Source organism: Pseudomonas sp. Irchel 3E19 (assembly GCF_900187585.1).
Taxonomy (GTDB): Bacteria; Pseudomonadota; Gammaproteobacteria; order Pseudomonadales; family Pseudomonadaceae; genus Aquipseudomonas; species Aquipseudomonas baetica.
The window spans coordinates 1-24,336 of the sequence record NZ_FYDT01000021.1; the positions used below are offsets into that span (position 1 = coordinate 1).

Here is a 24,336-nt window from a genome sequence, read left to right on the forward strand (position 1 = left end):
AGATGCATTCTTTATCGGCGCTTGGGTGAAAGGAGGAGGGGCGAAATCTCCCACGGTCTGTGCTGCGTCAACAGTCAGAATCGAGCCTTGTCCCTCCTCCTCCCTTCAAGTCCTACCATACAAGCGAGCCTGCTCGCGAAGAGTGTGTGTCAGCCACCATTAATGTTGGCTGACACAGCGCTTTCGCGAGCAGGCTCGCTCCCTCAGGGTTTTGTGTCGGCTCAGCTTTCCGGGGTTTGCTCGGCCAGGGCCACAGCGCGGAACATCGCGCGGCGCTTGTTCAGGGTTTCTTCCCATTCCAGCGCCGGCACCGAGTCGGCAACGATGCCGCCGCCGGCCTGCACGTGCAGTTCGCCGTTCTTGATCACTGCGGTACGAATGGCAATCGCGGTGTCCATGTTGCCGTTCCACGCGAAGTAACCGACCGCCCCGCCATACACGCCACGCTTGACCGGTTCCAGCTCATCGATGATTTCCATCGCACGAATCTTCGGCGCGCCGGACAAGGTGCCCGCCGGCAGAATCGCCCGCAGGGCGTCCATTGCTGTCAGCCCGGCTTTCAACTGGCCGGTGACGTTGGACACGATGTGCATCACGTTGGAATAGCGCTCGATAACCATTTTCTCGGTGAGTTTCACTGAACCGATTTCCGAGACGCGACCGGTATCGTTGCGACCGAGGTCAATCAGCATCAGGTGCTCGGCGATCTCTTTGTCGTCCGACAGCAGGTCTTCTTCCAGCGCCAGATCCGCCTCTTCGGTCGCACCCCGCGCACGCGTACCGGCAATCGGGCGCACGGTGATCAGGTTGTCTTCGACCCGCACCAGCACTTCCGGCGAACTGCCGACGACATGGAAGTCGCCGAAGTTGAAGAAGTACATGTACGGCGTCGGGTTGAAGCAACGCAATGCGCGGTACAAATCGATCGGCGCCGCCTTGAAGTCGATCGACATGCGCTGCGACGGCACGACCTGCATGCAGTCACCGGCAAGGATGTACTCCTTGATGGTGTCGACGGCTTTTTCGTAATCGTCCTGGGTGAAACTGGAGCGGAACACCGGATCGGCAGACTGCTGCTTGCTGAAGTCCAGCCCACGACGCGGGGTGATCGGCTGGCGCAGTTGCTCGAGCAAACCCTGTAAACGCGCCTGACCTTGCTCGAAGGCATCGGCCTGCGCAGGGTCGGCCAGCACGATCGCGTGCATCTTGCCGGCGAGGTTGTCGAACACCACAACGGCGTCGGAGACCATCAGCAGAATGTCCGGCACGCCCAACGGATCCGGGTTCGGGCATTTGCCCAGACGCTTTTCCACATAACGCACGCAGTCGTAACCGAAGTAACCGACCAGGCCTCCGTTGAAACGCGGCAGACCGGCGATGGTCGGCACGTTGTAGCGGGCCTTGAAGGTTTCGACGAAGGCCAACGGGTCTTCAACATCGTGACTTTCAGTCTCGACGCCATCGACGGTGATGCTGACGTGATGGTCGTGAACCCGCAGCACGGTGCGGCACGGCAGACCGATAATCGAGTAACGGCCCCATTTCTCGCCGCCCTGCACCGATTCGAGCAGGTAGGAGTTGGGCTGGTCAGCCAGTTTCAGGTAGATCGACAGCGGCGTGTCGAAGTCGGCCAGGGTTTCGCAGGCCAACGGGATGCGGTTGTAGCCATCAGCGGCCAAGCGCAGGAATTCTTCGCGGATCATGAGGTGCCTCGTGGTGTGAGGTGCTAATCAGTCAGGTAGGCAAACGTGCCGGCAGGCCGGCCAGGAACAAGTCAGGCGCGCCAACGCCAGCGGGCCAGGGCCTTGATGACTTTCATCCAGAGTTTGCGAGTGACCACCACGATGGCGTTTCCAGCAGGGGGTTGAACAGCGTCGGGCAACGTTATCCCACCGGCCAGATCCAGGCAACCGGGAATTAGCTTGCGCAGATCGTCGATCACCAGCGCCGGGGATTCTTCGGCAATCGGTCGGCCATGGTTATAGCCGTAACTCAGGGCAACACATTTGACCCCCGCTGCTTTCGCCGCCAGCACATCGCTGCGCGAGTCGCCGACGAACAGCGATTGCGAGGCCGGGATGCTAGCCATTTTCATCACGAAGAACAGCGCAGCCGGATCAGGTTTCTGCTGCGGCAGGGTATCGCCGCCGATGATCCACTTGAAGTAGCGGCCGATCTTCATCTGATCCAGCAACGGCGCGACGAAGCGCTCCGGCTTGTTGGTGATCAGCGCCATGGCCACGCCCTGCTTGTGCAGCCATTTCAGGGTGTCGCGCACACCGGGATAGACCACGGTCAGCTCATGGCTGGCACTGTAGGCTTGCATGAACACTTCCAGCGCCTGTTCGGCCTCGACGTCATCCACCGCCGAATGATCAATGCCACCGGCCAAAGCACGGCGCACCAGCACTGGCGCGCCGTTGCCCACCCACTCGCGCACCGCTTCGATGCCCGCAGGCTGGCGGCCGAGGGAGAGCAGCATGGTGTCCACCGCCGCTGCCAGGTCTGGAACCGAGTCGATCAGCGTGCCATCCAGATCGAACATCACCAGCCGTGGCAGTTTTCCCGGGAACAGCTGCTCAAAACCGCTCATGGGCGCGCCAGTGCCAGTTCGGAACGCATCTTGTCGATGACTTCCTGGTAGTTCGGCGCATTGAAGATCGCCGAGCCAGCAACAAAAGTGTCAGCGCCAGCCGCCGCGATTTCACGGATGTTGTTGACGTTGACGCCGCCGTCGATTTCCAGACGGATGTCACGGCCCGAGGCATCAATGATCGCCCGCGCTTCACGCAGTTTGTCGAGGGTGCCGGGAATGAACTTCTGCCCGCCGAAGCCTGGGTTGACGCTCATCAGCAAGACCATGTCGACCTTGTCGATCACATACTTGAGCACGTCCAGCGGGGTCGCCGGGTTGAACACCATACCGGATTTACAGCCGCCTTCGCGGATCAGTTGCAGCGAACGGTCGACGTGCAGCGTGGCTTCCGGGTGGAAGGTGATGTAGGTGGCGCCGGCCTCGATGAAGTCGCCAACGATGCGATCCACCGGGCTGACCATCAAGTGCGCGTCGATTGGCGCGGTAACGCCATACTTGCGCAGTGCCGCGCACACCATCGGGCCGATGGTCAGGTTCGGCACGTAGTGGTTGTCCATGACATCGAAGTGGACGAAGTCGGCACCAGCGGCGAGGACGTTGTCCACTTCTTCGCCGAGGCGGGCGAAGTCGGCGGAGAGAATCGACGGAGCAATTACGAAGGGCTGCATGACGCACCTTTTCTGAGCTAAATCACGATGGCGCGCATTGTATACCTCAAGTTTCCAAGCGCGCACCGTGACCGCGATGATTGGGTTGTGCCATGACGGATGACCGGCGCTGACTCAATACGCCGCGCGATAGATCTTCTCGATGTCCACAGCGCTGAGTTTGCGCGGGTTGTTGCGCATCAGCCGTTCAATGCCTGCGGCCTCCACGGCCATCGCCGGGATCGCCTCTTCCGGCACGCCGAAACTGCGCAGCCCGGCAGGAATTTCCACGGCCGCGCACAAATCGGTCATCGCCTGAACGGCCTTGTCCGCCGCCTCGGCGGCACTCAGATGAGCGGTCTTCACCCCCATGGCTTCGGCAATATCCTGCATGCGCTCGACACAGGCCATCTTGTTCCAGGTCATGACATACGGCAGCAGCAAGGCATTGCTGACGCCATGGGCGATGTTGAATCGCCCGCCCAGTGGATACGCCAGCGCATGCACCGCGCCGACCCCGGCATTACCAAACGCCATGCCGGCCATCAGGCTGGCGGTGGCCATGTCTTCGCGGGCTTGCAGGTTGGCGCCGTTGGCGTAGGCCTTGGGCAAGGCCTTGGCGATCAGCTTGATGGCGCCGATGGCGAGGGAATCGGTAATCGGCGAAGCGTTGACCGACAGATAGGATTCGATGGCATGCACCAGCGCATCGACGCCACTGGCAGCAGTGACACTGCGCGGGCAGGTGAGGGTCATTTGCGGGCTGACCAGCGCCACGTCCGGTAACAGATAGTCGCTGACGATGCCCTTCTTCAGTTGCGCGACCTTGTCGGAGAGAATCGCAACATTAGTCACTTCCGAGCCGGTGCCGGCGGTGGTCGGGATGGCGATCAGCGGCGGGCCTTTGCGGGGCACCTGTTCGACACCGAACAGATCCTCCAGCGCGCCGTGATAACCGGCATACGCGGCAACGCTTTTGGCGATGTCGATGGCACTGCCGCCGCCGAGACCAATCAAGCCGTCATGCCCGCCTTCGCGGTACGCACGCATGCAGTCTTCAACAATGGCGATTTCCGGATCAGGCAGTACGCGGTCGAAAATCTCGTATTCGCGCCCGCCCAGTTGGCACAGCGCCAGCTCCACGGTGCCAGACTTGACCAGCGCGGCGTCGGTGACGATCAGTGGGTTGTCGATGTCGAGACGGGTGAGTTCGGCCGCCAGTTGCTCGATGGCCCCGGCGCCGGTGATCAATTTGTGAGCGATTTTGAACTGGGAAAGACTCATCGTGCGCAGCCTCTTATAGATGTGGGAGCTGGGCACAAGATTAGCTGGGGATTTGGGGTTGTCTGCTATTCAGGTGGTGAATGACCCAAGACTTCGCACCCAACACAAATCCCTTGTGGGAGGGGGCTTGCTCCCGAAAGCGGTGGATCAGTTGAAATAGATGTCGACTGACCCACCGCTTTCGGGAGCAAGCCCCCTCCCACAGTTTTCACCGAGCTGGGCTTTAGATTTGGGCGGTGCGCAGTTTTTCGCTGCGGCCGCGTAACCATTCCAGGGTCAGCAACAGGATGACGGAGAACGCGATGAGCAACGTAGCGGCGGCTGCGATAGTCGGGCTGAGGTTCTCACGAATCCCGCTGAACATCTGCCGAGGCAAAGTCGCTTGCTCAGGCCCCGCCAGAAACAACGTCACCACCACCTCATCAAACGACGTCGCAAAGGCAAACAACGCCCCGGAGATGACTCCCGGCGCAATCAGCGGCAAGGTCACCCGACGGAACGCGGTCAATGGCGATGCACCGAGACTCGCCGCAGCGCGCACCAGATTGTGGTTGAACCCCTGCAACGTTGCCGACACGGTGATGATCACAAACGGCACACCCAGCACCGCATGCACCACGATCAACGAGAAGAAGCTGTTGCCCAGGCCCAACGGTGCGAAGAACAGATAGCTCGCCACACCGATGATCACCACCGGCACCACCATCGGCGAAATCACCAGCGCCATCACCAGTGCTTTGCCGGGGAAGTCGCCGCGAGTCAGGCCGATCGCCGCCAGCGTGCCGAAGATCATCGCCAGCACGGTCGCGGCCGGGGCGACGATGATGCTGTTCTTCAGCGCGCGCATCCACTCGGCCGAAGCGAAGAAGTCCTGATACCACTGTAGCGAGAAGCCCTGCAGCGGGTACACGAGGAAACTGCCCGAGTTGAACGACAGCGGCACGATCACCAGCACCGGCAGAATCAGAAACAGCAGGATCAAGCCGCAGAGGATCCGCAAGCTGTAGAACCACACCCGTTCGATGGGCGACATGTAAGGACTCAGCATTTCAAATTTCCCCTTAGCTCAGGCGCAGGCGACTGGCGCCCACCAGCCAGCTGTAAATCAGATAAAGCACCACGGTCGCCAGCAGCAACAGCCCGCCCAGCGCGGTGGCCATGCCCCAGTTGATGCTGGTGTTGGTGTAGAACGCGACGAAGTAGCTGACCATCTGATCGTTCGGGCTGCCGAGCAGCGCCGGGGTGATGTAGTAGCCGATGGCGAGGATGAACACCAACAGACAACCGGCACCGACACCGGCATAGGTCTGCGGGAAATACACGCGCCAGAAACTGGCGAACGGATGACAGCCCAGCGATATCGCGGCGCGCATGTAGGTCGGCGAGATGCCTTTCATCACGCTGTAGATCGGCAGGATCATGAACGGCAACAGGATGTGCACCATCGAGATGTACACGCCGGTGCGGTTGAACACCAGTTCCAGCGGCTTATCGATGATGCCCACGGCCAGCAGCACACTGTTGATCAGCCCGCCCGATTGCAGCAGCACGATCCACGCCGCCACCCGCACCAGGATCGAGGTCCAGAACGGCAACAGCACCAGAATCATCAGCAGGTTGCTTTGGCGCGATGGCAGATTCGCCAGCAGGTACGCCAGTGGATAGGCGAGCAGCAGGCAGATCACCGTGATGACCAGGCCCATCCAGAACGTGCGGGCGAAGATGTCGAGGTAGATCGCCTGATCCGGGGTGGCCGGGGCGACCTCGCCGAGGTCGTCGATGCGGTGATCGACCGCTGCCAGCAAGTAATACGGGGTGATGCTGCTGGTGTTGCGTTTTACCGCTTGCCAGTAGGCCGGGTCGCCCCAACGTTCGTCGAGTGCTTCCAGTGCTTCTTTATAAGAGGCCGGTTCGCTGGCAAAGGGCAGCGCCCGGGCGGTTTTGGTCAGCAGGCTGCGATAGCCGGCCAACTCCATGTTCAAGCGCTTGGACAGATCACCCAGCGTCTGGTTTTTGCGCGCTTCGGCGAGGTCTTCGCCGGCCGCTTTGTACACCGGTTCAGCGGGCAGGCCACGGCCGTCCCAACTGGCGATGGCCGCCACGGTACGCGGCATGCCGCCGACCACTTCCGGGTTGCCGACGCTTTTGTAGAGCAGCGCCACGATCGGCACCAGGAACACCAGCAACAGAAACAACACCAACGGCGCAATCAGCGCCTGGGCTTTCCAGCGGTTGACCCGCTCGGCGCGCTTGAGCTTCTGCTTCAAGGTGGGGCTGGCGCCCTCGTTCAGGGGAACGGCGATGGCCATGACGTACTCCGCAAATCTTTGATCGTTACAGAGGTGGCGAACCACCTCTGTTGTGTTGGAACACAGCTACCTGTGGGAGCGAGCCTGCTCGCGAAGAGGCCAGCACATTCCACATCTATGCTGGCTGATCTACTGCTTTCGCGAGCAGGCTCGCTCCCACAGGGGTGGGCAAGCCCACCCTCACCAGGTTCTGCTTATTTCGCAGCCCAGGAGTTGAAACGCTGCTCAAGCTGCTCGCCGTTGTCAGCCCAGAAGCTGACGTCGATCTGCACCTGGTTGGCGATGTTTTCCGGAGTGGTCGGCATGTCTTTCAGGACGTCCTTGGCCAGCAGCGGCACGGCTTGAGTGTTGGCCGGGCCGTAGGCGATGTTTTCCGAGTAGGTCTTCTGCTGTTGCGGTTGTACCGAGAAGGCGATGAATTTCTTCGCCGCTTCCGCACGCTTGGCGTCCAGACCTTTCGGGATAGCCCATGCGTCGAAGTCGTAGATACCGCCGTTCCACACCACTTTCAGGTTGGATTCTTTCTGCACCGCCGCGATGCGGCCGTTGTAGGCCGAGCTCATCACCACGTCACCGGAAGCGAGGTACTGCGGCGGTTGCGCGCCGGCTTCCCACCACTGAATGCTTGGTTTCAGCTCGTCGAGTTTCTTGAACGCGCGATCCTGACCACCCTTGCTCGCCAGTTCCTTGTAGACGTCTTTCGGCGCCACACCATCGGCCATCAGAGCGAATTCGAGGGTGTACTTGGCACCTTTGCGCAGGCCACGTTTGCCCGGGAATTTCTTGGTATCCCAGAAATCGGCCCAGCTGGTTGGCGCGGTTTTCAGCTTGTCGGCGTTGTACGCGAGCACGGTCGACCAGACGAAGAAGCCCACGCCGCACGGCTGAATCGCGCCTTTGACGTAGTCTGCGGATTTGCCGAACAGTGCCGGGTCGAGTTGCTCGAACATGTCTTCGTCGCAGCCACGGGACAGTTCTGGCGACTCAACTTCCACCAGATCCCACGACACGCTCTTGGTGTCGACCATGGCTTTGACCTTGGCCATCTCGCCGTTGTACTCACCGGCAACGATCTTGCCGTTGCCCGCCGCTTCCCACGGTGCATAGAAGGCTTTGACTTGCGCCGCCTTGTTCGCCCCGCCAAACGACACCACGGTCAAATCCGGGCCAGCGGCCATTGCGCTGGCCGCACCCATCAGGCCCAGGGTCAGGGCGGTGAACTTCAGGGATCTCAACATTTATTGTTCTCTCCACGTGCAGGGTTGGTGTTGGTATTGCCGGGGCGATTAATGCGCCTCTAGAAGTGGGTCGAGCGCGCGAACGTGCTCGACCTGCCAGCCAAGCGGAACCACGTCACCGACAGCGAGCGCAGGATCAAGCTCGGCAATCGGCTGTTTCACAAAGAAGTCGGTCTTGCCGCAGACTTCCAGGCGTACGCGGACGTGGTCGCCCAGATAGATGAATTCCGCCACCCTCCCTGAGAAGCGGTTGACGCATTGATCGCTGGAACCGTTGAGGCTGACGCGCTCCGGGCGAATCGACAGGGTCACCGGCTCGCCGGTCTGGCCGACGTTGACCGCCAGCGCCTCGACCTTCTCGCCACGGCCCAACTCGACCACGCAGCGCTCACCGTTCTGGCTGAACAGGCGGCCGTTGAGACGGTTGTTCTCGCCGATGAAGTTGGCGACGAAGGTGTTCTTCGGCTCTTCGTAGAGAGAGCGCGGCGGGGCGATCTGCTGGATCTCGCCTTGGTGGAACACCGCGACCCGATCTGACATGGTCAGTGCTTCGCCCTGATCGTGAGTCACGTAGACCACGGTGACGCCGAGGCGCTGGTGCAGGTGTTTGATCTCCATCTGCATATGTTCACGCAGTTGTTTGTCGAGGGCGCCGAGGGGTTCATCCATCAGCACCAGTTGCGGTTCGAACACCAGCGCACGGGCCAGGGCCACACGTTGTTGCTGACCGCCAGACAATTGCGCCGGGTAGCGCGAAGCGAACGCGTCGAGCTGAACCATGCTCAGGACTTTCTTGACCTTGTCGCTGACGTCGCTCTTGTTCAGGCCGCGCACGGTCAGCGGGAACGCGAGGTTTTCCGCGACGGTCATGTGTGGAAACAGTGCGTAGTTCTGGAACACCATGCCGATGTCGCGTTTGTGCGGCGGCACGTTGTTGATCGCGCGCCCGGCCAAGAGGATTTCGCCAGCGGTCGGCGTCTCGAAACCGGCGAGCATCATCAGGCTGGTGGTCTTGCCGGAACCGGACGGGCCGAGCAGGGTGAGGAATTCGCCTTTGCGAATGTCCAGGTTGAGGTCTTTGACGATCAGGTTCTCGCCGTCGTAGCTCTTCTGCACTCCACGAAAGCTGACCAGCACGTCACTGGCCCCTGCGTTTGTATCGACCTGGCTCATACCCACACCTTTGTTGTTGATGACTGCTTGTGTACCAAGCCTAGTGGCTGGCGGCAGGCACGCAAATCGGGGTGCAGGAGAGAATCGCCTCAGCGGGATGGAAGGTTGGGGGTAGGGATTGCCCTACAAGGATGGCGCTAATGGATAAGGCAGTGGCGAGGGTTGAGCTGCAAGCCACAAGCAAGGGCAAAAGCACTTGTCGCTAATGGATATGCCCAAGATGCCAGCCTCAAAGCACATCCCTTGTGGGAGCGGGCTTGCTCGCGAATGCGGTGGGTCATTCAACTCATTCGGCGACTGATACGCCGCCTTCGGGAGCAAGCCCCCTCCCACAGTTTTTGATGGCGGTGATCTTTAGAGAAGTTTGTGTTCCATCGCGTACTTCACCAGTTCCGCGAGCGAGGTGATGTTGAGCTTCTGCATCAACCGCGCCTTGTGGGTGCTGATAGTCTTGCTGCTCAGGGCCAGTTGCTGGGCGATGTCGTTGACGTTGGCGCCTTGGGCCAGGCGTTCAAACACCGAAAACTCGCGCTCGGACAACAACGAGTGCAACGGCCGCGTGTCGGTGAGGCCGACCTCGAAGACCATGCGGTCGGCCAGATCCGGATCGATGTAGCGCCCACCCGCCGCGACTTTGCGGATCGCCGTCAGCAACAGGGCCGGATCGCTGTCCTTGGTCGCATAACCCGCGGCGCCAACCTTCAAGGCACGCGCGGCCATTTGCGCCTCGTCGTGCATCGACAACACCAGAATCGCCGGTGGATTGTTCAGGGCGCGGATTCGCGGAATCGCTTCCAGACCGTTGACCCCAGGCATGGAAATATCGAGCAGCACCACTTCGCACGGCACATGGCGCAAGGTTTCAAGCAGTTGTTCACCATTGCTCGCCTCACCCACGACTTGCAGGTCCTTGGCCAGGCCAATCAATTGCTTGATGCCTTCACGGACAATGGTGTGGTCTTCGGCTACCAGTACACGGATCACGTTCTTCTCCATTGTTCTTATTCAGCGCCAGGGTCATTCGCGAGCAGGCTCGCTCCCACAAGGAAATGCATTCCAATGTGGGCGCGAGCCTGCTCGCGAAAGCGTCAACTCAAACAACACATAACCATCAGACCTCACTCACCGGCACCCAGACATTCAGACTGGTGCCCTCCCCCGGCTCACTCTCAAGCTCCAGCCGCCCGCCCATGATCAGCACCCGCTCACGCATGCCGACCAGACCAAACGAGGTTGGCCGACCGGCAGTGGTGACGAATCCTACGCCATCGTCACTCACCGTCAGACACAATTCATCGCCTTCCAGCGCCAGCGTCAGTTCCACAGTATGCGCCTGGGCATGGCGCATGACGTTGGTCAGCGCCTCCTGAAGAATGCGAAACAGACCAATCGCCTTGGCGTCGCTGAGCGGCGGCAGATTGTCCGGCACCTGCACCAGACACGGAATCTGCGTGCGCGCCTCGAACCGCCGCGCCTGCCATTCAATTGCCGAGGCAATCCCGGCATCGAGAATCGGCGGGCGCAACGCGGTCGCCACATCACGCACCAACTGGAACAACTGGGCGATCAGGCGCTTCATGCTGTTCAACCTGTCGTGCAGACCGGGGTCGAGCTGTGCGTAGGCCAATTCGCACATCGACGTCTCCAGTTTCAGCACCGTCAGCATCTGCCCCAGCTCATCGTGAACCTCGCGGGCGATCCGCGCCTTCTCTTCCTCGCGCACGCTCTCAAGGTGCGCCGACAACTCACGCAACTGCTCGCGCGACGCCGCCAGCTCCAGCTCGATACGCTTGCTCTCGGTAATGTCCCAGACGATGCCGTCCCAGACATAAGTGCCATCTTCAAGCTGCCGGGTGATGGCCTTGATCTCGGCCCAACGCTGCTCGCCCTGACGCGTGAGGATTCGCCCCTGCCACGACCAGTCGCTGTCGGTGTCCAGCGCCTGATCCTGGGTGCGGTGATAACTGGCCTTGTCGTCCGGATGCACCAGACTGCGCAGGCCCATGTCGCGGTGGGCAATAGCGGCCGGCGCGTAGCCGACCAGGCTTTCGCTGCCCTCAGAGATGTAGGCAAAGTCGATCTGTCCGGTCACCGGCGCCCGCTCCAAGCGAAACACCAGCCCCGGCACGTTGGCGGCGATGCCTTGCAGTCGCGCCTCGCTTTCCTGCAAAGCCGCGAGTGCGCGGCGGCGGTCGGTGACGTCAGTGAGATAGACCACCAGATATTCACTGTCGCGAAAACGCAGAAAGCTCAGCGACACATCCGCCGGCAAAATACTGCCATCGGCGCGCACACAACTGGTTTCGAAACTCAGCGGCCCTTCTTCACTGGCCCGCGCGCGTTTCCACAGGTTGAGCCAGCGATCCATATGCAGCCCCGGTTCGAAGTCGATCAGCGGTCGCTCGATCAACCCACCCGACGGATAACCGAGCATGTTTTCCGCCGCCCGATTGGCGTAGCGCACATGGCTGTCCCAGTTGACCCAAAGAATGCCGACGGTGCTTTGATCGATGGAAAACTGCGTCAGCCGCAGCGCTTCTTCGCTGGCGGCGCGCAGGGCGATGTCTTCGCGTGCGGCGAGCAGGCGCTGTTCGAGGCTGAGCTGTTGGCGGCGCTGCCAGAATACGATCGCCACACAACTGAGCAGCATTACCGCGAACAACAGGCTGAGGTTCTGCCAGAACCCCGGCGATTCCGACAACCGTGGATATTTGGGTTGCAGCCATTGACTGTGCAGGCGCTCCAGATCCTTGGCGGGGATCGCACGCAGCGCGCTCTGGACGATGCCGGCCAGCTCAGGCCAGTCCCGGCGCGAAGCGACTCGCAACAATTGCGGCAGGCCGATATCGCCGACCACTACCAGTTCAGCGAACTCCGGCTCGGCCGACAGCCGTCCGAGTTGCGCCTCATCGACCACCGCATAAGACGCCTGCTGACTCAACAGCAATTGCAATGCCTGACGCTCCAGCGGCACGCCTTGCAGATTCAGGTGTGGATAATTGCCGCGCAGATAGTCAGCGGTGGTGCTCGGCATGCGCACGGCGACACGGGTCTGGCTGTCGAGTTTTTCCAGATCCACCCCACCGCTGGCCTTCTGGTCGCTGACCACCAGTTGCGGCACGCGCATGTAGGGGTCGGAAAACTGCCACAGGCGCAGCGCGCTCGGTGTCTGGGTCAGACCGGGAGCAATATCGATCTCCCCTTCCCGCGCAGCCGCTTCCAATTGCGCCAGATCCTGAAAGTTGCGCCAGCTCAGCTCGACATTGAGCGCCTTGGCCAACAACTTCATCAGCTCAACGTTGGCCCCGGACAACCGTTGCAAACGCCGATCGTATTGCGCATACGGCGTCTGCAACACCAATCCGACGCGCAACTCGTTGTGCTGCGCCAACCATCGCTGCTCACTCACGGACAACTGCGCAACGTGCGCCGGTGGCGCAGGCGCCGTCCAGCCCATCAAGGGAAGCCACAAACAGCCGATAACCCACAGGCAGCAAAATCGCTTCATTGAAGTCTCATACACTGACAAATTCTGACCAACCCATTAGGCTGGCGGAATACTATCTGGCCTGGAATAACCGATGCCTTCTGTTTACCGCCTGGCAATGCCAGCATTGTGCCTGTCGCTGATCCTGCCCTGTGCGTTTTCCGTCAACGCGGCTGATTCAGCACCTGCTGGCGCTGCGGAAAAATCCGCTGAAGAAAAACCGGCCGAACGCCAGCCACTGCTTGAGCGTAGTCAGGAAGAGGCTGCGGCACTGGAACGTAAAATCCCTGCGCAAGAACAGCAACAGTTACAGGCTGGCAGCGAAACGTTCCTCGCCCTGTGGAAACCGGCCAACACCGCCGAGCCCAAAGGCGCGGTGATCATCGTCCCGGGCGCCGGTGAAACGGCTGACTGGCCTCAGGCGATCGGCCCGTTGCGGCGCAAATTGCCGGACGCCGAATGGAGCAGCCTGAGTATCACCCTGCCCGATCTGCAGAGCGACACCATCGCACCGCGCGTGGTCGCAGCCGAGGCTGCGCCGAAAGCGCCCGAAAGTGGCAGCAAGGATTCCACGACCGCACAGCCGATCGAACAAGCCGCTGGCGGTGAAGCCGAAGTCGCCGATCAGGTGGTTGCCGAAACGACCGAGGAACAATCCAACGCCGATGCCGAGCGCATCTTCGCGCGGATCGATGCGGCTATTGCCTACGCCGAACAGCAAAGTGCGCGGCGCATCGTTGTGCTCGGTCACGGCACCGGCGCTTATTGGGCTGCGCGTTTTTTGAGCGAGCGACAAACGGCGCAGGTGGAGAAATTTGTCATGGTCGACGCGCAGGCTCCGGCCAAGGCCAAACCGCCACTGGCGGAGCTGACTCCGACGCTGAAGCTGCCGACGGCTGATATTTTCTACATGGACAAACCGCTGGACCGCAATGCAGCGCTGGAGCGTATGCAGGCGAGCAAGCGTTTGAAGACCTCGGCATTCAGCCAGGTGGCGCTCAATGCGTTGCCAGATAACAAGGCCGAGCAGGAACAACTGCTCCGTCGCGTGCGTGGCTGGTTGAATCCACAGAACACCGACTGATCGTCAGACCGATTCGCCCCCTTTCGCGAGCAAGCCCGCTTCCACAGTTGACCGCGTTCCTTCAGATGGAATGCGATCGAATGTGGGAGCGGGCTTGCTCGCGAAGAGGCCAGTGTCGACGACACAGAACTAAAAGCTAGCGAAAATCCCGCCGCTCCCGAATCAACGTGTAGGCATTGTGCAACTCACGGGTTTTATCCGTCGCCTCTCGCACCTGCGCCGGGGTCGCCCCACTGCCGGCAATCTTGTCCGGATGATGACGGCTGAGCAGACGTCGGTAAGCCCGTTTGATCTGCGCCGGCTCGCTGCTCGCCGACACGCCGAGCAGGCACATCGCCTCCTGATAACTGACCGCCGCACTGACGATAGGCCGTTTTCCGGGCTCATAATCACTGGCCAGTGCCTGCACCTGCTGCGTCGTCCAGCCCAGCCATTTACCCCACTGCGCCAACAACTCCCGCTCGCTGACCCCGGCCCGGCCATCGGCCCAGACCATCCGCCAACAGGCTCGCAAAACGCCTTCGGCCGCATGCGGCTGCGCACTCAGACGGCGCAGATACCCGCGCAGATTATCGCCACCGGACTTGCCGCGATTGAACGCGGCAATCGCCCGGCGCGTCGCCGGTTCGCTCATTTCCAGCGCGCGCATTTCGTTACGCGCCTGCTGGATATGCCCATCGGTCACACGTCCGTCACTCTTGGCCAGACGCCCGAGCAACACGAACAACAATTCATCGTTGCGCAGCATCGGTCGACCACCGAGTTTCTCGCGCAGATGTCCAAAGCTTTGCAAATGCAGGCGCCGATCCAGCGCCTGCCCCAACAAAGCCCCAAGCATGGCCCCCGGAATGCTAGCAATCGCAAAACCCGCTCCGGCTCCAATCAGAGTCCCTGGCCACAACATGTCAGCGACTCGCTTCTATCAAGGTCTCAGCTTCGGCCAGACGCTCATGCGTACCGACATCCACCCAATGGCCTTTCAGACGCTCGCCCGTCACCTGCCTGTCCGCCATGGCTTTGCGCAGCAGCGGTGCCAGCTTGAAGGCACCGTCCGCGCAGCCGTCGAACAGTTGCGGATGGATCACGGCGATACCGCTGTAGGTCAGGGTCGCGGCAGTCGGCTGGCCGTCGATGACCTGACCGTCGACCAAAGAAAAATCCCCTGTCGGGTGATGCGCCGGATTATCCGCCAGCACCAGATGCGCCAGACCGTTGATCGGTTGATGCAACACGCTGAAGTCGTAGTCGGTCCAGATGTCGCCGTTCACCACCAGGAAAGCATCGTCGCCAAGCAACGGCAACGCACGGAAAATCCCGCCGCCGGTTTCCAGCGGCTCGCCTTCCGGCGAGTACTGAATGCTCAGGCCAAACTGCGATCCGTCACCCAGGTAATCCTCGATCTGCTGACCGAGCCAGGCGTGGTTGATCACGATTTCATTGAAACCCGCCGCCGCGAGGGCGCGCAGGTGGTATTCGATTAACGGCACACCGCCGGCACGCACCAGCGGTTTGGGCGTAGTCAGGGTCAGCGGGCGCATGCGCTCGCCTTTGCCTGCCGCCAGAATCATTGCTTTCATGCCGTCGCTCCAGCACGCAGGCTGGTGAACAGCGCTTGCAGTTCGGCCAGTTCAGGACGACGGGCGATCACTGCTTCTATATAGGAGAAGAAGCGCGGCACGTCGGCCAGATATCGCGGCTTGCCGTCGCGATGGCAGATGCGCGCGAAAATGCCGATGACTTTCAGGTGGCGCTGCACGCCCATCAGGTCGCTGGCACGCAGGAAATCTTCGAAGTCCGGCTGCACCGGAATATTCAGTGCCGAGGCTTGCTGCCAGTAATTTTCCAGCCAGCCGCGTACGCGTTCTTCAGGCCAGCTGAGGAAGGCGTCCTTGAACAGGCAGGTCACGTCGTAGGTCACCGGGCCGTAGACCGCGTCCTGAAAATCCAGCACGCCAGGGTTCGGCTCGCTGTGCATCAGGTTGCGCGGCATGTAGTCGCGGTGCACCAGCACTTTCGGCTGGGCCAAGGCGCTGTCGATCAACAGCTCGCTGATCCGCTGCCACTGTTGTTGCTGAGTCGAATCGAACTCGACGCCGAGTTCATGTTTCACGTACCACTCAGGAAACAGTTCCAGCTCACGACGCAGCAGGGCCACGTCGTAACTTGGCAGCGGCGCCACCATCGGCAATTGCTGAAAAGCCAGCAGCGCTTGCAGGGCATCGCTGAACAATGCGTCGGCATTTCCGCCATCGATCACGTCGAGATAGGTCTTGTTGCCCAGGTCATTGAGCAAAAGAAAGCCGCGTTCGAGGTCTTCGGCGTAAATTTTCGGCACATTTATTCCGGATTTCGCCAGCAAAAACGCGATATCCACGAACGGTTTGCAGTTTTCCTGGGGCGGTGGTGCGTCCATTACGACGAAGCTGCGACCGGCGCCTTCCCAACGGAAGTAGCGGCGGAAACTCGCGTCGCTGCTGGCCGCAGTCAACGTGGCCGGGGGCACGGCGCCCCAGCCTTGATCTGCAAACAGGATTGCCAACTGCTCATCGAGCCAAACTTTCAGGTGTTGCAAGCGTACATCTTGGTCAGGCATTGCAAGGGTCTCCGACGGCGCTAGCCGTCAAGCGGGTCATGCTTTATTATCCAGCATCTTTTTCAGACCATCGAGAGGCGTGCGGCCCACACCGCGGGCAGATGGCACGCAGGAAGCCCGGACTAATAAGATGGCATTGAAATCCCCCGCGTTTCGTAAAAAATTTCCGTTGTTGGTAACCGGCAGTCTGCTGGCTATGCAACCTCTGGCCAGTCAATTCGTTGTCGCCGCCGAGCAGTATGACTGCTCCGTCTCGGCTACGGGTGGTTGGGCCTGTGCGCCCAAGTCAACCGCTGCAGCCTTGCCGCCACGCCCAGTGCATGACGGCAGTGCCGTCAGCGCCGCTGGCGAAGCGGCGAGCGAGGACGGTTCGGTTGCCGACACAGGCCCTAAAACGGTCCTGGTCACCGAAGCCAAGGGCCGTGGCCTGAAATCCCGTAGCGAAGACTTCAGTCACCTCGACTGGGTTCCGCGCGAGAAGCTCACCGCCGCCCAACTGGCCGAGACCGGTCCGTATTGCTCGGGTGCCTACATCGAGCCAACTCGTCCTGGCATGAACGACAAGACGAATAAAAGCGATGCTCCGACCTTTATCGGCGCAAAAGCCTCGCGCTATAACACCGATGATCAAGTCGGTACGCTGGCCGGTGATGTCGTCCTGCGTCAGGGCAGCATGCAGGTTGAATCGGACGAGGCGAGCCTGTATCAGGCCGAGAGCCGCGCCGAACTCAATGGCGACGTGCGCATCCGTGACAACGGCGCGCTGATCGTCGGCGACCACGCCGATGTGCAGCTCGACACTGGTGAAGCCAAAGTCGACAACGCCGAATACGTGATGCACAAATCGCGCATCCGCGGTAACGCGCTGTACGCCAAGCGCGCCGAAAACGCGATCATCCGCTTGAAGGACGGCACGTACACCACGTGCGAACCGAACAGCAACGCCTGGCAGCTCAAGGGCAACAACATCACCTTGAACCCGGCCACCGGCTTCGGTACCGCGACCAACGTGACGCTGCGCGTTAAAGACATTCCGATCCTTTACACGCCGTACATCTACTTCCCGATCGACGACCGTCGCCAGTCGGGCTTCCTGCCGCCGACCATCGGCACCGGCAGCGACACCGGCTTCATGCTGGTCACCCCTTACTACTTCAACCTGGCGCCGAACTACGATGCCACGTTGTACCCGCGCTACATGAGCAAGCACGGCATGTTGGTGGAAGGTGAGTTCCGCTACCTGACCAAGTCGAGTGAAGGTCAGTTCGGCGCGGCGTATCTGAACGACGAAGACACCGATCGCAGCAAACAGACCGATTACGAAAAAAATCGCTACATGTACAACTGGCAGCACAAGGGCGGTCTGGATTCCCGCGTGTTTACCCAGGTCGATTACACCAAGATCAGCGATCCGTACTACTTCCAGGATTTGACCACCGATCAGATTGGCGTGAAGAGCTCGGACTACGTGAACCAGCAGGGTTCGGTAACCTATCGCGGCGACAGCTACACGGCACGCTTGAATGCTCAGGCGTATCAACTGGCTACCGTTTCGAACCTGACTCCGTATGACCGCCTGCCGCAGATCTCCTTCTACGGACAGTTGCCGTACCATCCGCAGGGCCTGGATTTCGACTATGAAAGCGAGATCGTTCGCTTCGACCGTGACCTTCAGAACGGCAACTTCGTAAACGAAGACGGTACAGTCGAGTCTCGCCTGGATAACAACATTCAGGGCTTGGCGCGTGCAAACGGCGATCGCTTGAACCTGAAACCTGCCGTCAGCCTGCCGTTGAACTGGACCTATGGTTTCCTAAAACCATCGCTCAAGTATCAGTACACTCAGTACCAGCTTGATCTGGACGGTACCGGCAAATCGCAGATCGTGGCCCAGCAAAACGCGGCGGCCGCTGCAGGCACTGACTACGTTGGTGGCAAGTTCGGCAGCAACCAGAATCGTGGCGTGCCGATCGCAAGCATCGACAGCGGCCTCTATTTCGATCGCAACACCAATTGGTTCGGCAAAGACTACCGCCAGACTCTGGAACCTCGCCTGTTCTATCTCTACGTTCCAAAGACGAACCAGGAAGATATTCCGGTATTTGACACCAGCGAATATACCTTCAGCTACGCATCGCTGTTCCGTGACAATCGCTTCTCTGGCTCCGACCGTGTCGGCGACGAGAACAAACTGTCGCTGGGCGTCACCAACCGCTGGATCGAAGATGACGGCTTTGAACGTCAACGAATCAGCGTAGGGCAAGCCGTTTACTTCAAGGATCGCGAAGTCCAACTGCCAGGTATCGATGGAAAAACCCGTGACGATGCGCAGGCCAATGTCTCGCCTTACGCACTGGAATACGAATACCGCTGGAACCGCGATTGGCGCACCACGGCCGACTACAACTGGGACCCGGACAGCCGCAGCCCACGTTCCGGCAGTGCGATGTTCCACTACCAGCCTGAAGACAACCCGAACAAGGTGGTCAACCTCGGCTACCGCTATCGCAACGACCAGATTCGTTACGACCAGAACACCGGTAAATGGTCGGTGGGCGGTGGTGACTACGGCACCCCGGGCCAGCCTGGCTACGTGAAGGACTACTACAAGATCCAGCAGCATGATTTCTCGGTCATCTGGCCGATCGTTCCACAGTGGAGCGCTATCAGCCGCTGGCAGTACGACTACAACCGCAACCGTACGCTGGAAGCCTTCGGTGGTTTCGAATACGACAACTGCTGCTGGAAATTGCGCCTGATCAACCGTTACTGGGTCAGCTATGACGAAAACAGTCAGAACGCCCCGGAAAACGAAAAAGGCGACCACGGCGTCTTCCTCCAAATTGTTCTGAAGGGACTCGGCGGCCTGACTGGCGCCAAGGTAGAGAGCTTCCTCGACAAAGGCATCCAAGGTTATCGTGAACGTGAAGACCAAGCTTTCTGATTGTCTGCGCCCGCTGATGCTGGGCGCGCTGTTCCTGGGTACGGCGGCCAACGCCGCCGTGCAGTCCATCGATAAAGTGGTTGCCATCGTCGACAACGACGTGGTCATGCAGAGCCAGCTGGATCAACGTGTCCACGAAGTTCAGCAGACCATCGCCAAGCGCGGAGGCGGTCTGCCGCCCCCGGGCGTGCTGGACCAACAGGTGCTTGAGCGCCTGATCGTCGAAAACCTGCAACTGCAGATCGGCGAACGTTCTGGTATCCGCATCACCGATGAAGAGCTGAACCAGGCGGTTGGCACCATCGCCCAGCGCAACAACATGAGCGTGGATCAGTTCCGCGCTGCTCTGGCTCGCGACGGCCTGTCTTATGACGACGCCCGCGACCAGATCCGCCGCGAGATGGTCATCAGCCGTGTTCGTCAGCGCCGAGTGGCCGAACGCATTCAGGTGTCCGAGCAGGAAGTGAAGAACTTCCTCGCTTCCGACCTGGGCAAGATGCAATTGTCAGAAGAGCTGCACCTGGCCAACATCCTGATCCCGACCCCGGAAAGCGCCAACTCTGAAGCGATTCAGAACGCCGCGCGTCAGGCCATGGAGGTTTACCAGCAGCTTAAGCAAGGCGCTGACTTCGGTCAGTTGGCCGTGGCCAAATCCGCCAGCGACAACGCACTGGAAGGCGGCGACATGGGCTGGCGTAAAGCCGCTCAATTGCCACCGCCGTTCGATCGCGAGCTGAGCAGCATGGCCGTTGGCGACGTGACTCAACCGGCACGCACTCCAGGCGGTTTCATCATCCTGAAGCTGTTGGCCAAGCGCGGCGGCGAAGCCCAGACCCGTGATGAAGTGCATGTGCGCCACATCCTGGTCAAGCCGAGCCCGATCCGCGACGAAGCCAAGACCAAAGCCTTGGTTCAGTCGTTGTATGAGCGCATCGTGGCGGGTGAAGATTTCGCCACTTTGGCAAAAAGTTACTCCGAAGACCCGGGCTCCGCGCTTAACGGCGGCGACCTGAACTGGATCGACCCGAACGTACTGGTGCCGGAGTTCCGCGAAGTGATGGCCAAGACCCCACAAGGTCAGCTGTCCAAGCCGTTCCAGACTCAATACGGCTGGCACGTTCTCGAAGTCCTTGGCCGTCGTGCCACTGACAGCACCGAACAAGCCCGCGAGCAGCAAGCCATGACCGTACTGCGTAACCGCAAATACGATGAAGAGCTGCAAACCTGGCTGCGTCAGATCCGTGACGAAGCGTATGTAGAGATCAAACTCCCTGGTGCAGACCAGGCAGCGCAGTGAAATCCCAGCGTTTCGCGCTGACACCCGGCGAACCAGCCGGCATCGGTCCCGACCTGTGCCTGCTGCTCGCCTCGCAAGCCCAGCCACATCCCCTGATCGCCATCACCAGCCGCGACCTGCTCCTTGAGCGGGCCGCGCAACTGGGGCTGGCCGTCAACCTGCTGGAGGTCGGGCCGGATCACTGGCCGGACGCTCCGGCGCCGGTAAACAGCCTTTACGTCTGGGATACACCGCTCAGCGCCCCCGTAGTCGCCGGGCAACTGGACAAGGTCAATGCCGCTTTCGTCCTCGAAACCCTGACCCGCGCCGGCAACGGCTGCCTGAACGGCGATTTCGCCGGGATGATCACCGCGCCAGTACACAAAGGCGTGATCAATGAGTCGGGCATCGCGTTCTCCGGACATACGGAATTTCTCGCCGACCTGACCCACACCGCACAAGTGGTGATGATGCTTGCCACACGCGGTTTGCGCGTGGCACTGGTCACCACTCACCTGCCCCTGCGCGAGATTGCCGATGCAATCACACCGGAGCGGCTGGAGCGGGTCACGCGGATTCTGCACGCCGACCTGCAAGAAAAATTCGGCATCGCCCAGCCACGCATACTTGTGTGCGGACTCAACCCGCACGCCGGTGAAGGCGGACACCTGGGCCATGAAGAAATCGACATCATCGAACCAACATTAGAGCGCCTGCGCGGTGAGGGCATGGACCTTCGTGGCCCGCTGCCTGCCGACACTCTGTTTACCCCCAAATATCTGGAGCACTGCGACGCAGTGCTGGCGATGTACCACGACCAGGGCCTGCCCGTGCTGAAATACAAAGGCTTCGGCGCCGCCGTCAACGTGACCCTCGGCCTGCCGATCATCCGCACCTCGGTCGATCACGGCACCGCCCTGGATCTGGCCGGCAGCGGCAAAATCGACACCGGCAGCCTGCAAGTCGCCCTGGAAACCGCCTACCAGATGGCCGAGACCCGTTTATGACCGAGCAATACCAACACAAGGCGCGCAAGCGCTTTGGCCAGAACTTCCTGCACGATGCCGGCGTCATCGACCGCATCCTGCGCTCCATCAGTGCCAAATCCGAAGACCGCTTGCTGGAAATCGGCCCGGGTCAGGGTGCGCTGACCGCCGGCCTGCTCAACTCCGGCGCGCAACTCGACGTAGTGGAACTGGACAAGGACCTGATCCCGATCCTCAACCAGCAGTTTGCCGGCAAGAGCAACTTCAACCTGCATCAGGGTGATGCACTGAAGTTCGACTTCAATACGCTCAACGCTGCGCCAAACAGCCTGCGCGTCGTCGGCAACCTGCCGTACAACATCTCGACGCCACTGATCTTCCACCTGCTGAACAACGCCGGCATCATTCGCGACATGCACTTCATGCTGCAGAAAGAAGTGGTCGAGCGTCTGGCCGCAGGCCCGGGTGGCGGTGACTGGGGTCGCCTGTCGATCATGGTTCAGTACCACTGCCGTGTAGAGCACCTGTTCAACGTTGGCCCGGGCGCGTTCAATCCTCCGCCGAAAGTCGACTCGGCGATCGTCCGTCTGGTGCCTCACGCCGTACTGCCGCACCCGGCCAAGGATCACAAACTGCTGGAGCGCGTGGTGCGCGAAGCCTTCAACCAGCGCCGCAAAACCTTGCGCAACACACTCAAGCAATTGCTCAGCAATGCCGAGATCGAAGCGGCCGGAGTTGATGGCAGCTTGCGTCCGGAGCAACTGGATCTGGCCGCCTTCGTGCGCCTGGCCGACCAGCTCGCTGTACAAGTCCCGGCCTCCCCCGCCGTCGACTGACCGGCGATGAACGCTTTCGGGCAGGACGCCACTCTGGTTTACTGCCCGATACTTGCCTAGACTGATTCCCCATCAGCTACGCCCCGCGTTCCGCTTCGTTTAAGGCCTCTTGCATGTCCGATTCCCGTTACCAGGTCGATGTCAGCGTCGTAACCCACTATCTGGCAGACCAATCGCAACCCGAGCACGACCGCTTCGCCTTCGCCTATACCATCACCGTAGAGAACAATGGCCAGATGCCCGCCCGACTGATGTCGCGACACTGGGTGATCACCGACGGTGACGGGCATAAAGAAGAAGTTCGCGGCGCAGGCGTGGTCGGCCAGCAACCGTTGATCGAGGTGGGCAAAAGCCACACCTACAGCAGCGGCACGGTGATGACCACCAAGGTCGGCACCATGCAGGGCACCTACGAAATGGTCGCCGACGACGGCAAGCATTTCGACGCCATCATTAAGCCCTTCCGCCTTGCCGTCCCCGGAGCCTTGCACTGATGGCGACGTATGCTGTCGGCGACTTGCAAGGCTGCCTCGAGCCGCTCAAGTGCCTGCTCAAGCAGGTCGCTTTCGACCCGAAGCTCGATCAGCTCTGGCTGGTTGGCGATCTGGTTAACCGCGGCCCGCAGTCACTGGAGACCCTGCGCTTCCTTTATGGCATGCGTGAATCGCTGGTCTGCGTGCTCGGCAATCACGACTTGCACTTGCTGGCTGTCAGCAAACACATCGAACGTTTGAAGAAGTCCGACACGCTGCGCGAGATCATTGAGGCGCCGGATGCTCCTGAACTGTTGGAATGGCTGCGTCAGCAGAAGCTGATGCACTACGACGAGCAGCGCGATGTCGCCATGGCGCATGCGGGTATTCCACCGCAATGGTCGCTGCGTCGTGCCCTGAAGTGCGCCGCCGAAGTTGAAACCGCGCTGCGTGATGACCATCTGTATCCAGCCTTCCTTGATGGCATGTATGGCAATGAGCCGTCGAAATGGGACAACGATCTCAAGGGTGTAAGCCGCCTGCGCGTCATCACCAACTATTTCACGCGCATGCGCTTCTGCACCGCCGAAGGCAAGCTCGACCTCAAGAGCAAGGAAGGCCTCGATACCGCGCCGCCCGGTTACAAACCGTGGTTCCAGCACAAGGAGCGCAAGACCCGCGGCCTGCGAATTATCTTCGGCCACTGGGCGGCACTGGAAGGCAATATCCAGGAGCCTGGCATCTCGGCGCTGGACACCGGTTGTGTCTGGGGCGGCAGCCTGACCCTGATGAACGTCGACAGCGGCGAGCGCGTGTCGTGCAAATGCGACGAACACGGCGAGCTTGCCTCATCAGTCGCACCACTTATCCCCGAAACCGCCCCAGTCAGCGCCCCGCGTTAAACTGGGCGTTCAGCCGAGCAACAGGAACCCGCCATGAGCGAATTCAAACGAATCCCCCCGGAACAGGCCCAGGCCCTGCGTGAGCAAGGTGCAGTGGTGGTCGACGTCCGCGACCCTGCGACTTTTGCCGCCCTGCACATCAGTGGCTCGAAGCACCTGGACAACCATTCGCTGCACGCTTTCATTCAAGGCGCCGACCTCGATGCGCCGACGGTGGTCGTCTGCTATCACGGCAACTCCAGCCAGGGCGCCGCAGCCTACCTGATAAGCCAAGGCTTTTCTGACGTCTACAGCATGGACGGCGGCTTCGAGCTGTGGCGTACGACTTATCCTGCGGAAACTGCGCAAGGCACCGCCGAATAATTTTTTTGTCATGCGCAGGCCCCGGCTCCCGTGGGCCTGCGCGCGGCAGACGAACGGTCTGCCACACATAATTACGTATCTCGCCTTTACCTCGCGAATTCCCAACTATCCTTAAGCCCAGGCCATCCAAAACAGGGGAGAGCCG

At 60.6% G+C, this 24,336-nt stretch carries 21 protein-coding genes; 8 read left to right on the forward strand and 13 right to left on the reverse strand.

Going from position 1 to position 24,336, the window contains the following annotated elements:
* Positions 1-221: 221 nt before the first annotated feature.
* The 10 genes from trpE to CKW18_RS14950 form a co-directional block, all read right to left on the reverse strand.
* Complete coding sequence (gene trpE / locus CKW18_RS14905; protein ID WP_095189488.1) at positions 222-1,703, reverse strand: anthranilate synthase component I; 1,482 nt, start codon at positions 1,701-1,703, stop codon at positions 222-224.
* A 71-nt stretch (positions 1,704-1,774) separates the two neighbouring features.
* Positions 1,775-2,593 (reverse strand): phosphoglycolate phosphatase, encoded by an 819-nt coding sequence (locus tag CKW18_RS14910; RefSeq protein ID WP_095189489.1) that lies wholly within the window; start codon positions 2,591-2,593, stop codon positions 1,775-1,777.
* The gene (rpe, locus tag CKW18_RS14915) at positions 2,590-3,264 is read right to left on the reverse strand and encodes a ribulose-phosphate 3-epimerase (protein WP_095189490.1); all 675 of its coding nucleotides are present in this window, start codon (positions 3,262-3,264) and stop codon (positions 2,590-2,592) included. Before rpe ends, CKW18_RS14910 begins: the two co-directional genes overlap by 4 nt.
* 114 nt (positions 3,265-3,378) lie before the next feature.
* Positions 3,379-4,527, reverse strand: a complete 1,149-nt coding sequence (locus CKW18_RS14920) for an iron-containing alcohol dehydrogenase (RefSeq protein ID WP_095189491.1) — start codon at positions 4,525-4,527, stop codon at positions 3,379-3,381.
* A 223-nt stretch (positions 4,528-4,750) separates the two neighbouring features.
* Complete coding sequence (locus CKW18_RS14925) at positions 4,751-5,575, reverse strand: ABC transporter permease (RefSeq protein WP_095189492.1); 825 nt, start codon at positions 5,573-5,575, stop codon at positions 4,751-4,753.
* A 13-nt stretch (positions 5,576-5,588) separates the two neighbouring features.
* Complete coding sequence (locus CKW18_RS14930; protein WP_095189493.1) at positions 5,589-6,836, reverse strand: ABC transporter permease; 1,248 nt, start codon at positions 6,834-6,836, stop codon at positions 5,589-5,591.
* Between the two features lie 194 nt (positions 6,837-7,030).
* Positions 7,031-8,074, reverse strand: coding sequence for an ABC transporter substrate-binding protein (locus CKW18_RS14935; RefSeq protein ID WP_095189494.1), 1,044 nt, complete (start codon positions 8,072-8,074; stop codon positions 7,031-7,033).
* A gap of 48 nt (positions 8,075-8,122) precedes the next feature.
* A complete protein-coding gene (locus CKW18_RS14940; protein WP_095189495.1) occupies positions 8,123-9,247 on the reverse strand; it encodes an ABC transporter ATP-binding protein in 1,125 nt (374 codons plus the stop codon).
* Between the two features lie 354 nt (positions 9,248-9,601).
* Positions 9,602-10,243, reverse strand: a complete 642-nt coding sequence (locus CKW18_RS14945; RefSeq protein ID WP_170947259.1) for a response regulator transcription factor — start codon at positions 10,241-10,243, stop codon at positions 9,602-9,604.
* Between the two features lie 115 nt (positions 10,244-10,358).
* A complete protein-coding gene (locus CKW18_RS14950) occupies positions 10,359-12,755 on the reverse strand; it encodes a PAS domain S-box protein (RefSeq protein ID WP_095189496.1) in 2,397 nt (798 codons plus the stop codon).
* A gap of 73 nt (positions 12,756-12,828) precedes the next feature.
* Here CKW18_RS14950 and CKW18_RS14955 point away from each other — a divergent pair, with 73 nt between their 5' ends.
* On the forward strand, positions 12,829-13,818 hold the full coding sequence (locus tag CKW18_RS14955; RefSeq protein WP_095189497.1) for an alpha/beta hydrolase family protein: 990 nt from the start codon (positions 12,829-12,831) through the stop codon (positions 13,816-13,818).
* 136 nt (positions 13,819-13,954) lie between these two features.
* Here the strand turns inward: CKW18_RS14955 and CKW18_RS14960 are convergent, their stop codons facing one another.
* Genes CKW18_RS14960 through CKW18_RS14970 form a run of 3 tightly spaced genes read right to left on the reverse strand, consistent with a single transcriptional unit; the run spans position 13,955 to position 16,411 of the window.
* Entirely contained in the window at positions 13,955-14,722 is a 768-nt protein-coding gene (locus tag CKW18_RS14960; RefSeq protein WP_095189498.1) for a TerB family tellurite resistance protein, read from the reverse strand.
* Between the two features lies 1 nt (position 14,723).
* Positions 14,724-15,395, reverse strand: a complete 672-nt coding sequence (murU, locus tag CKW18_RS14965) for an N-acetylmuramate alpha-1-phosphate uridylyltransferase MurU (protein WP_095189499.1) — start codon at positions 15,393-15,395, stop codon at positions 14,724-14,726.
* Positions 15,392-16,411: an aminoglycoside phosphotransferase family protein gene (locus tag CKW18_RS14970; protein ID WP_095189500.1), complete on the reverse strand. Its 1,020-nt coding sequence runs from the start codon at positions 16,409-16,411 to the stop codon at positions 15,392-15,394. The genes murU and CKW18_RS14970 overlap by 4 nt, the downstream gene beginning before the upstream one ends.
* A gap of 130 nt (positions 16,412-16,541) precedes the next feature.
* On the opposite strand from CKW18_RS14970, the gene CKW18_RS14975 reads away from it, so the two are divergent.
* The 7 genes from CKW18_RS14975 to glpE all read left to right on the forward strand — a co-directional run bounded on the left by CKW18_RS14975 (position 16,542) and on the right by glpE (position 24,191).
* Positions 16,542-19,355: an LPS-assembly protein LptD gene (locus tag CKW18_RS14975; protein ID WP_095189501.1), complete on the forward strand. Its 2,814-nt coding sequence runs from the start codon at positions 16,542-16,544 to the stop codon at positions 19,353-19,355.
* Positions 19,336-20,652: a peptidylprolyl isomerase SurA gene (gene surA / locus CKW18_RS14980; protein WP_141233109.1), complete on the forward strand. Its 1,317-nt coding sequence runs from the start codon at positions 19,336-19,338 to the stop codon at positions 20,650-20,652. The genes CKW18_RS14975 and surA overlap by 20 nt, the downstream gene beginning before the upstream one ends.
* Entirely contained in the window at positions 20,649-21,638 is a 990-nt protein-coding gene (pdxA, locus tag CKW18_RS14985; RefSeq protein WP_095189502.1) for a 4-hydroxythreonine-4-phosphate dehydrogenase PdxA, read from the forward strand. Before surA ends, pdxA begins: the two co-directional genes overlap by 4 nt.
* Positions 21,635-22,453 (forward strand): 16S rRNA (adenine(1518)-N(6)/adenine(1519)-N(6))-dimethyltransferase RsmA, encoded by an 819-nt coding sequence (rsmA, locus tag CKW18_RS14990; RefSeq protein ID WP_095189503.1) that lies wholly within the window; start codon positions 21,635-21,637, stop codon positions 22,451-22,453. Before pdxA ends, rsmA begins: the two co-directional genes overlap by 4 nt.
* 113 nt (positions 22,454-22,566) lie before the next feature.
* On the forward strand, positions 22,567-22,947 hold the full coding sequence (apaG, locus tag CKW18_RS14995) for a Co2+/Mg2+ efflux protein ApaG (protein WP_095189504.1): 381 nt from the start codon (positions 22,567-22,569) through the stop codon (positions 22,945-22,947).
* Complete coding sequence (locus CKW18_RS15000) at positions 22,947-23,828, forward strand: symmetrical bis(5'-nucleosyl)-tetraphosphatase (RefSeq protein ID WP_095189505.1); 882 nt, start codon at positions 22,947-22,949, stop codon at positions 23,826-23,828. Before apaG ends, CKW18_RS15000 begins: the two co-directional genes overlap by 1 nt.
* A 33-nt stretch (positions 23,829-23,861) precedes the next feature.
* The gene (gene glpE, locus CKW18_RS15005) at positions 23,862-24,191 is read left to right on the forward strand and encodes a thiosulfate sulfurtransferase GlpE (RefSeq protein WP_016983139.1); all 330 of its coding nucleotides are present in this window, start codon (positions 23,862-23,864) and stop codon (positions 24,189-24,191) included.
* Positions 24,192-24,336: the final 145 nt, after the last annotated feature.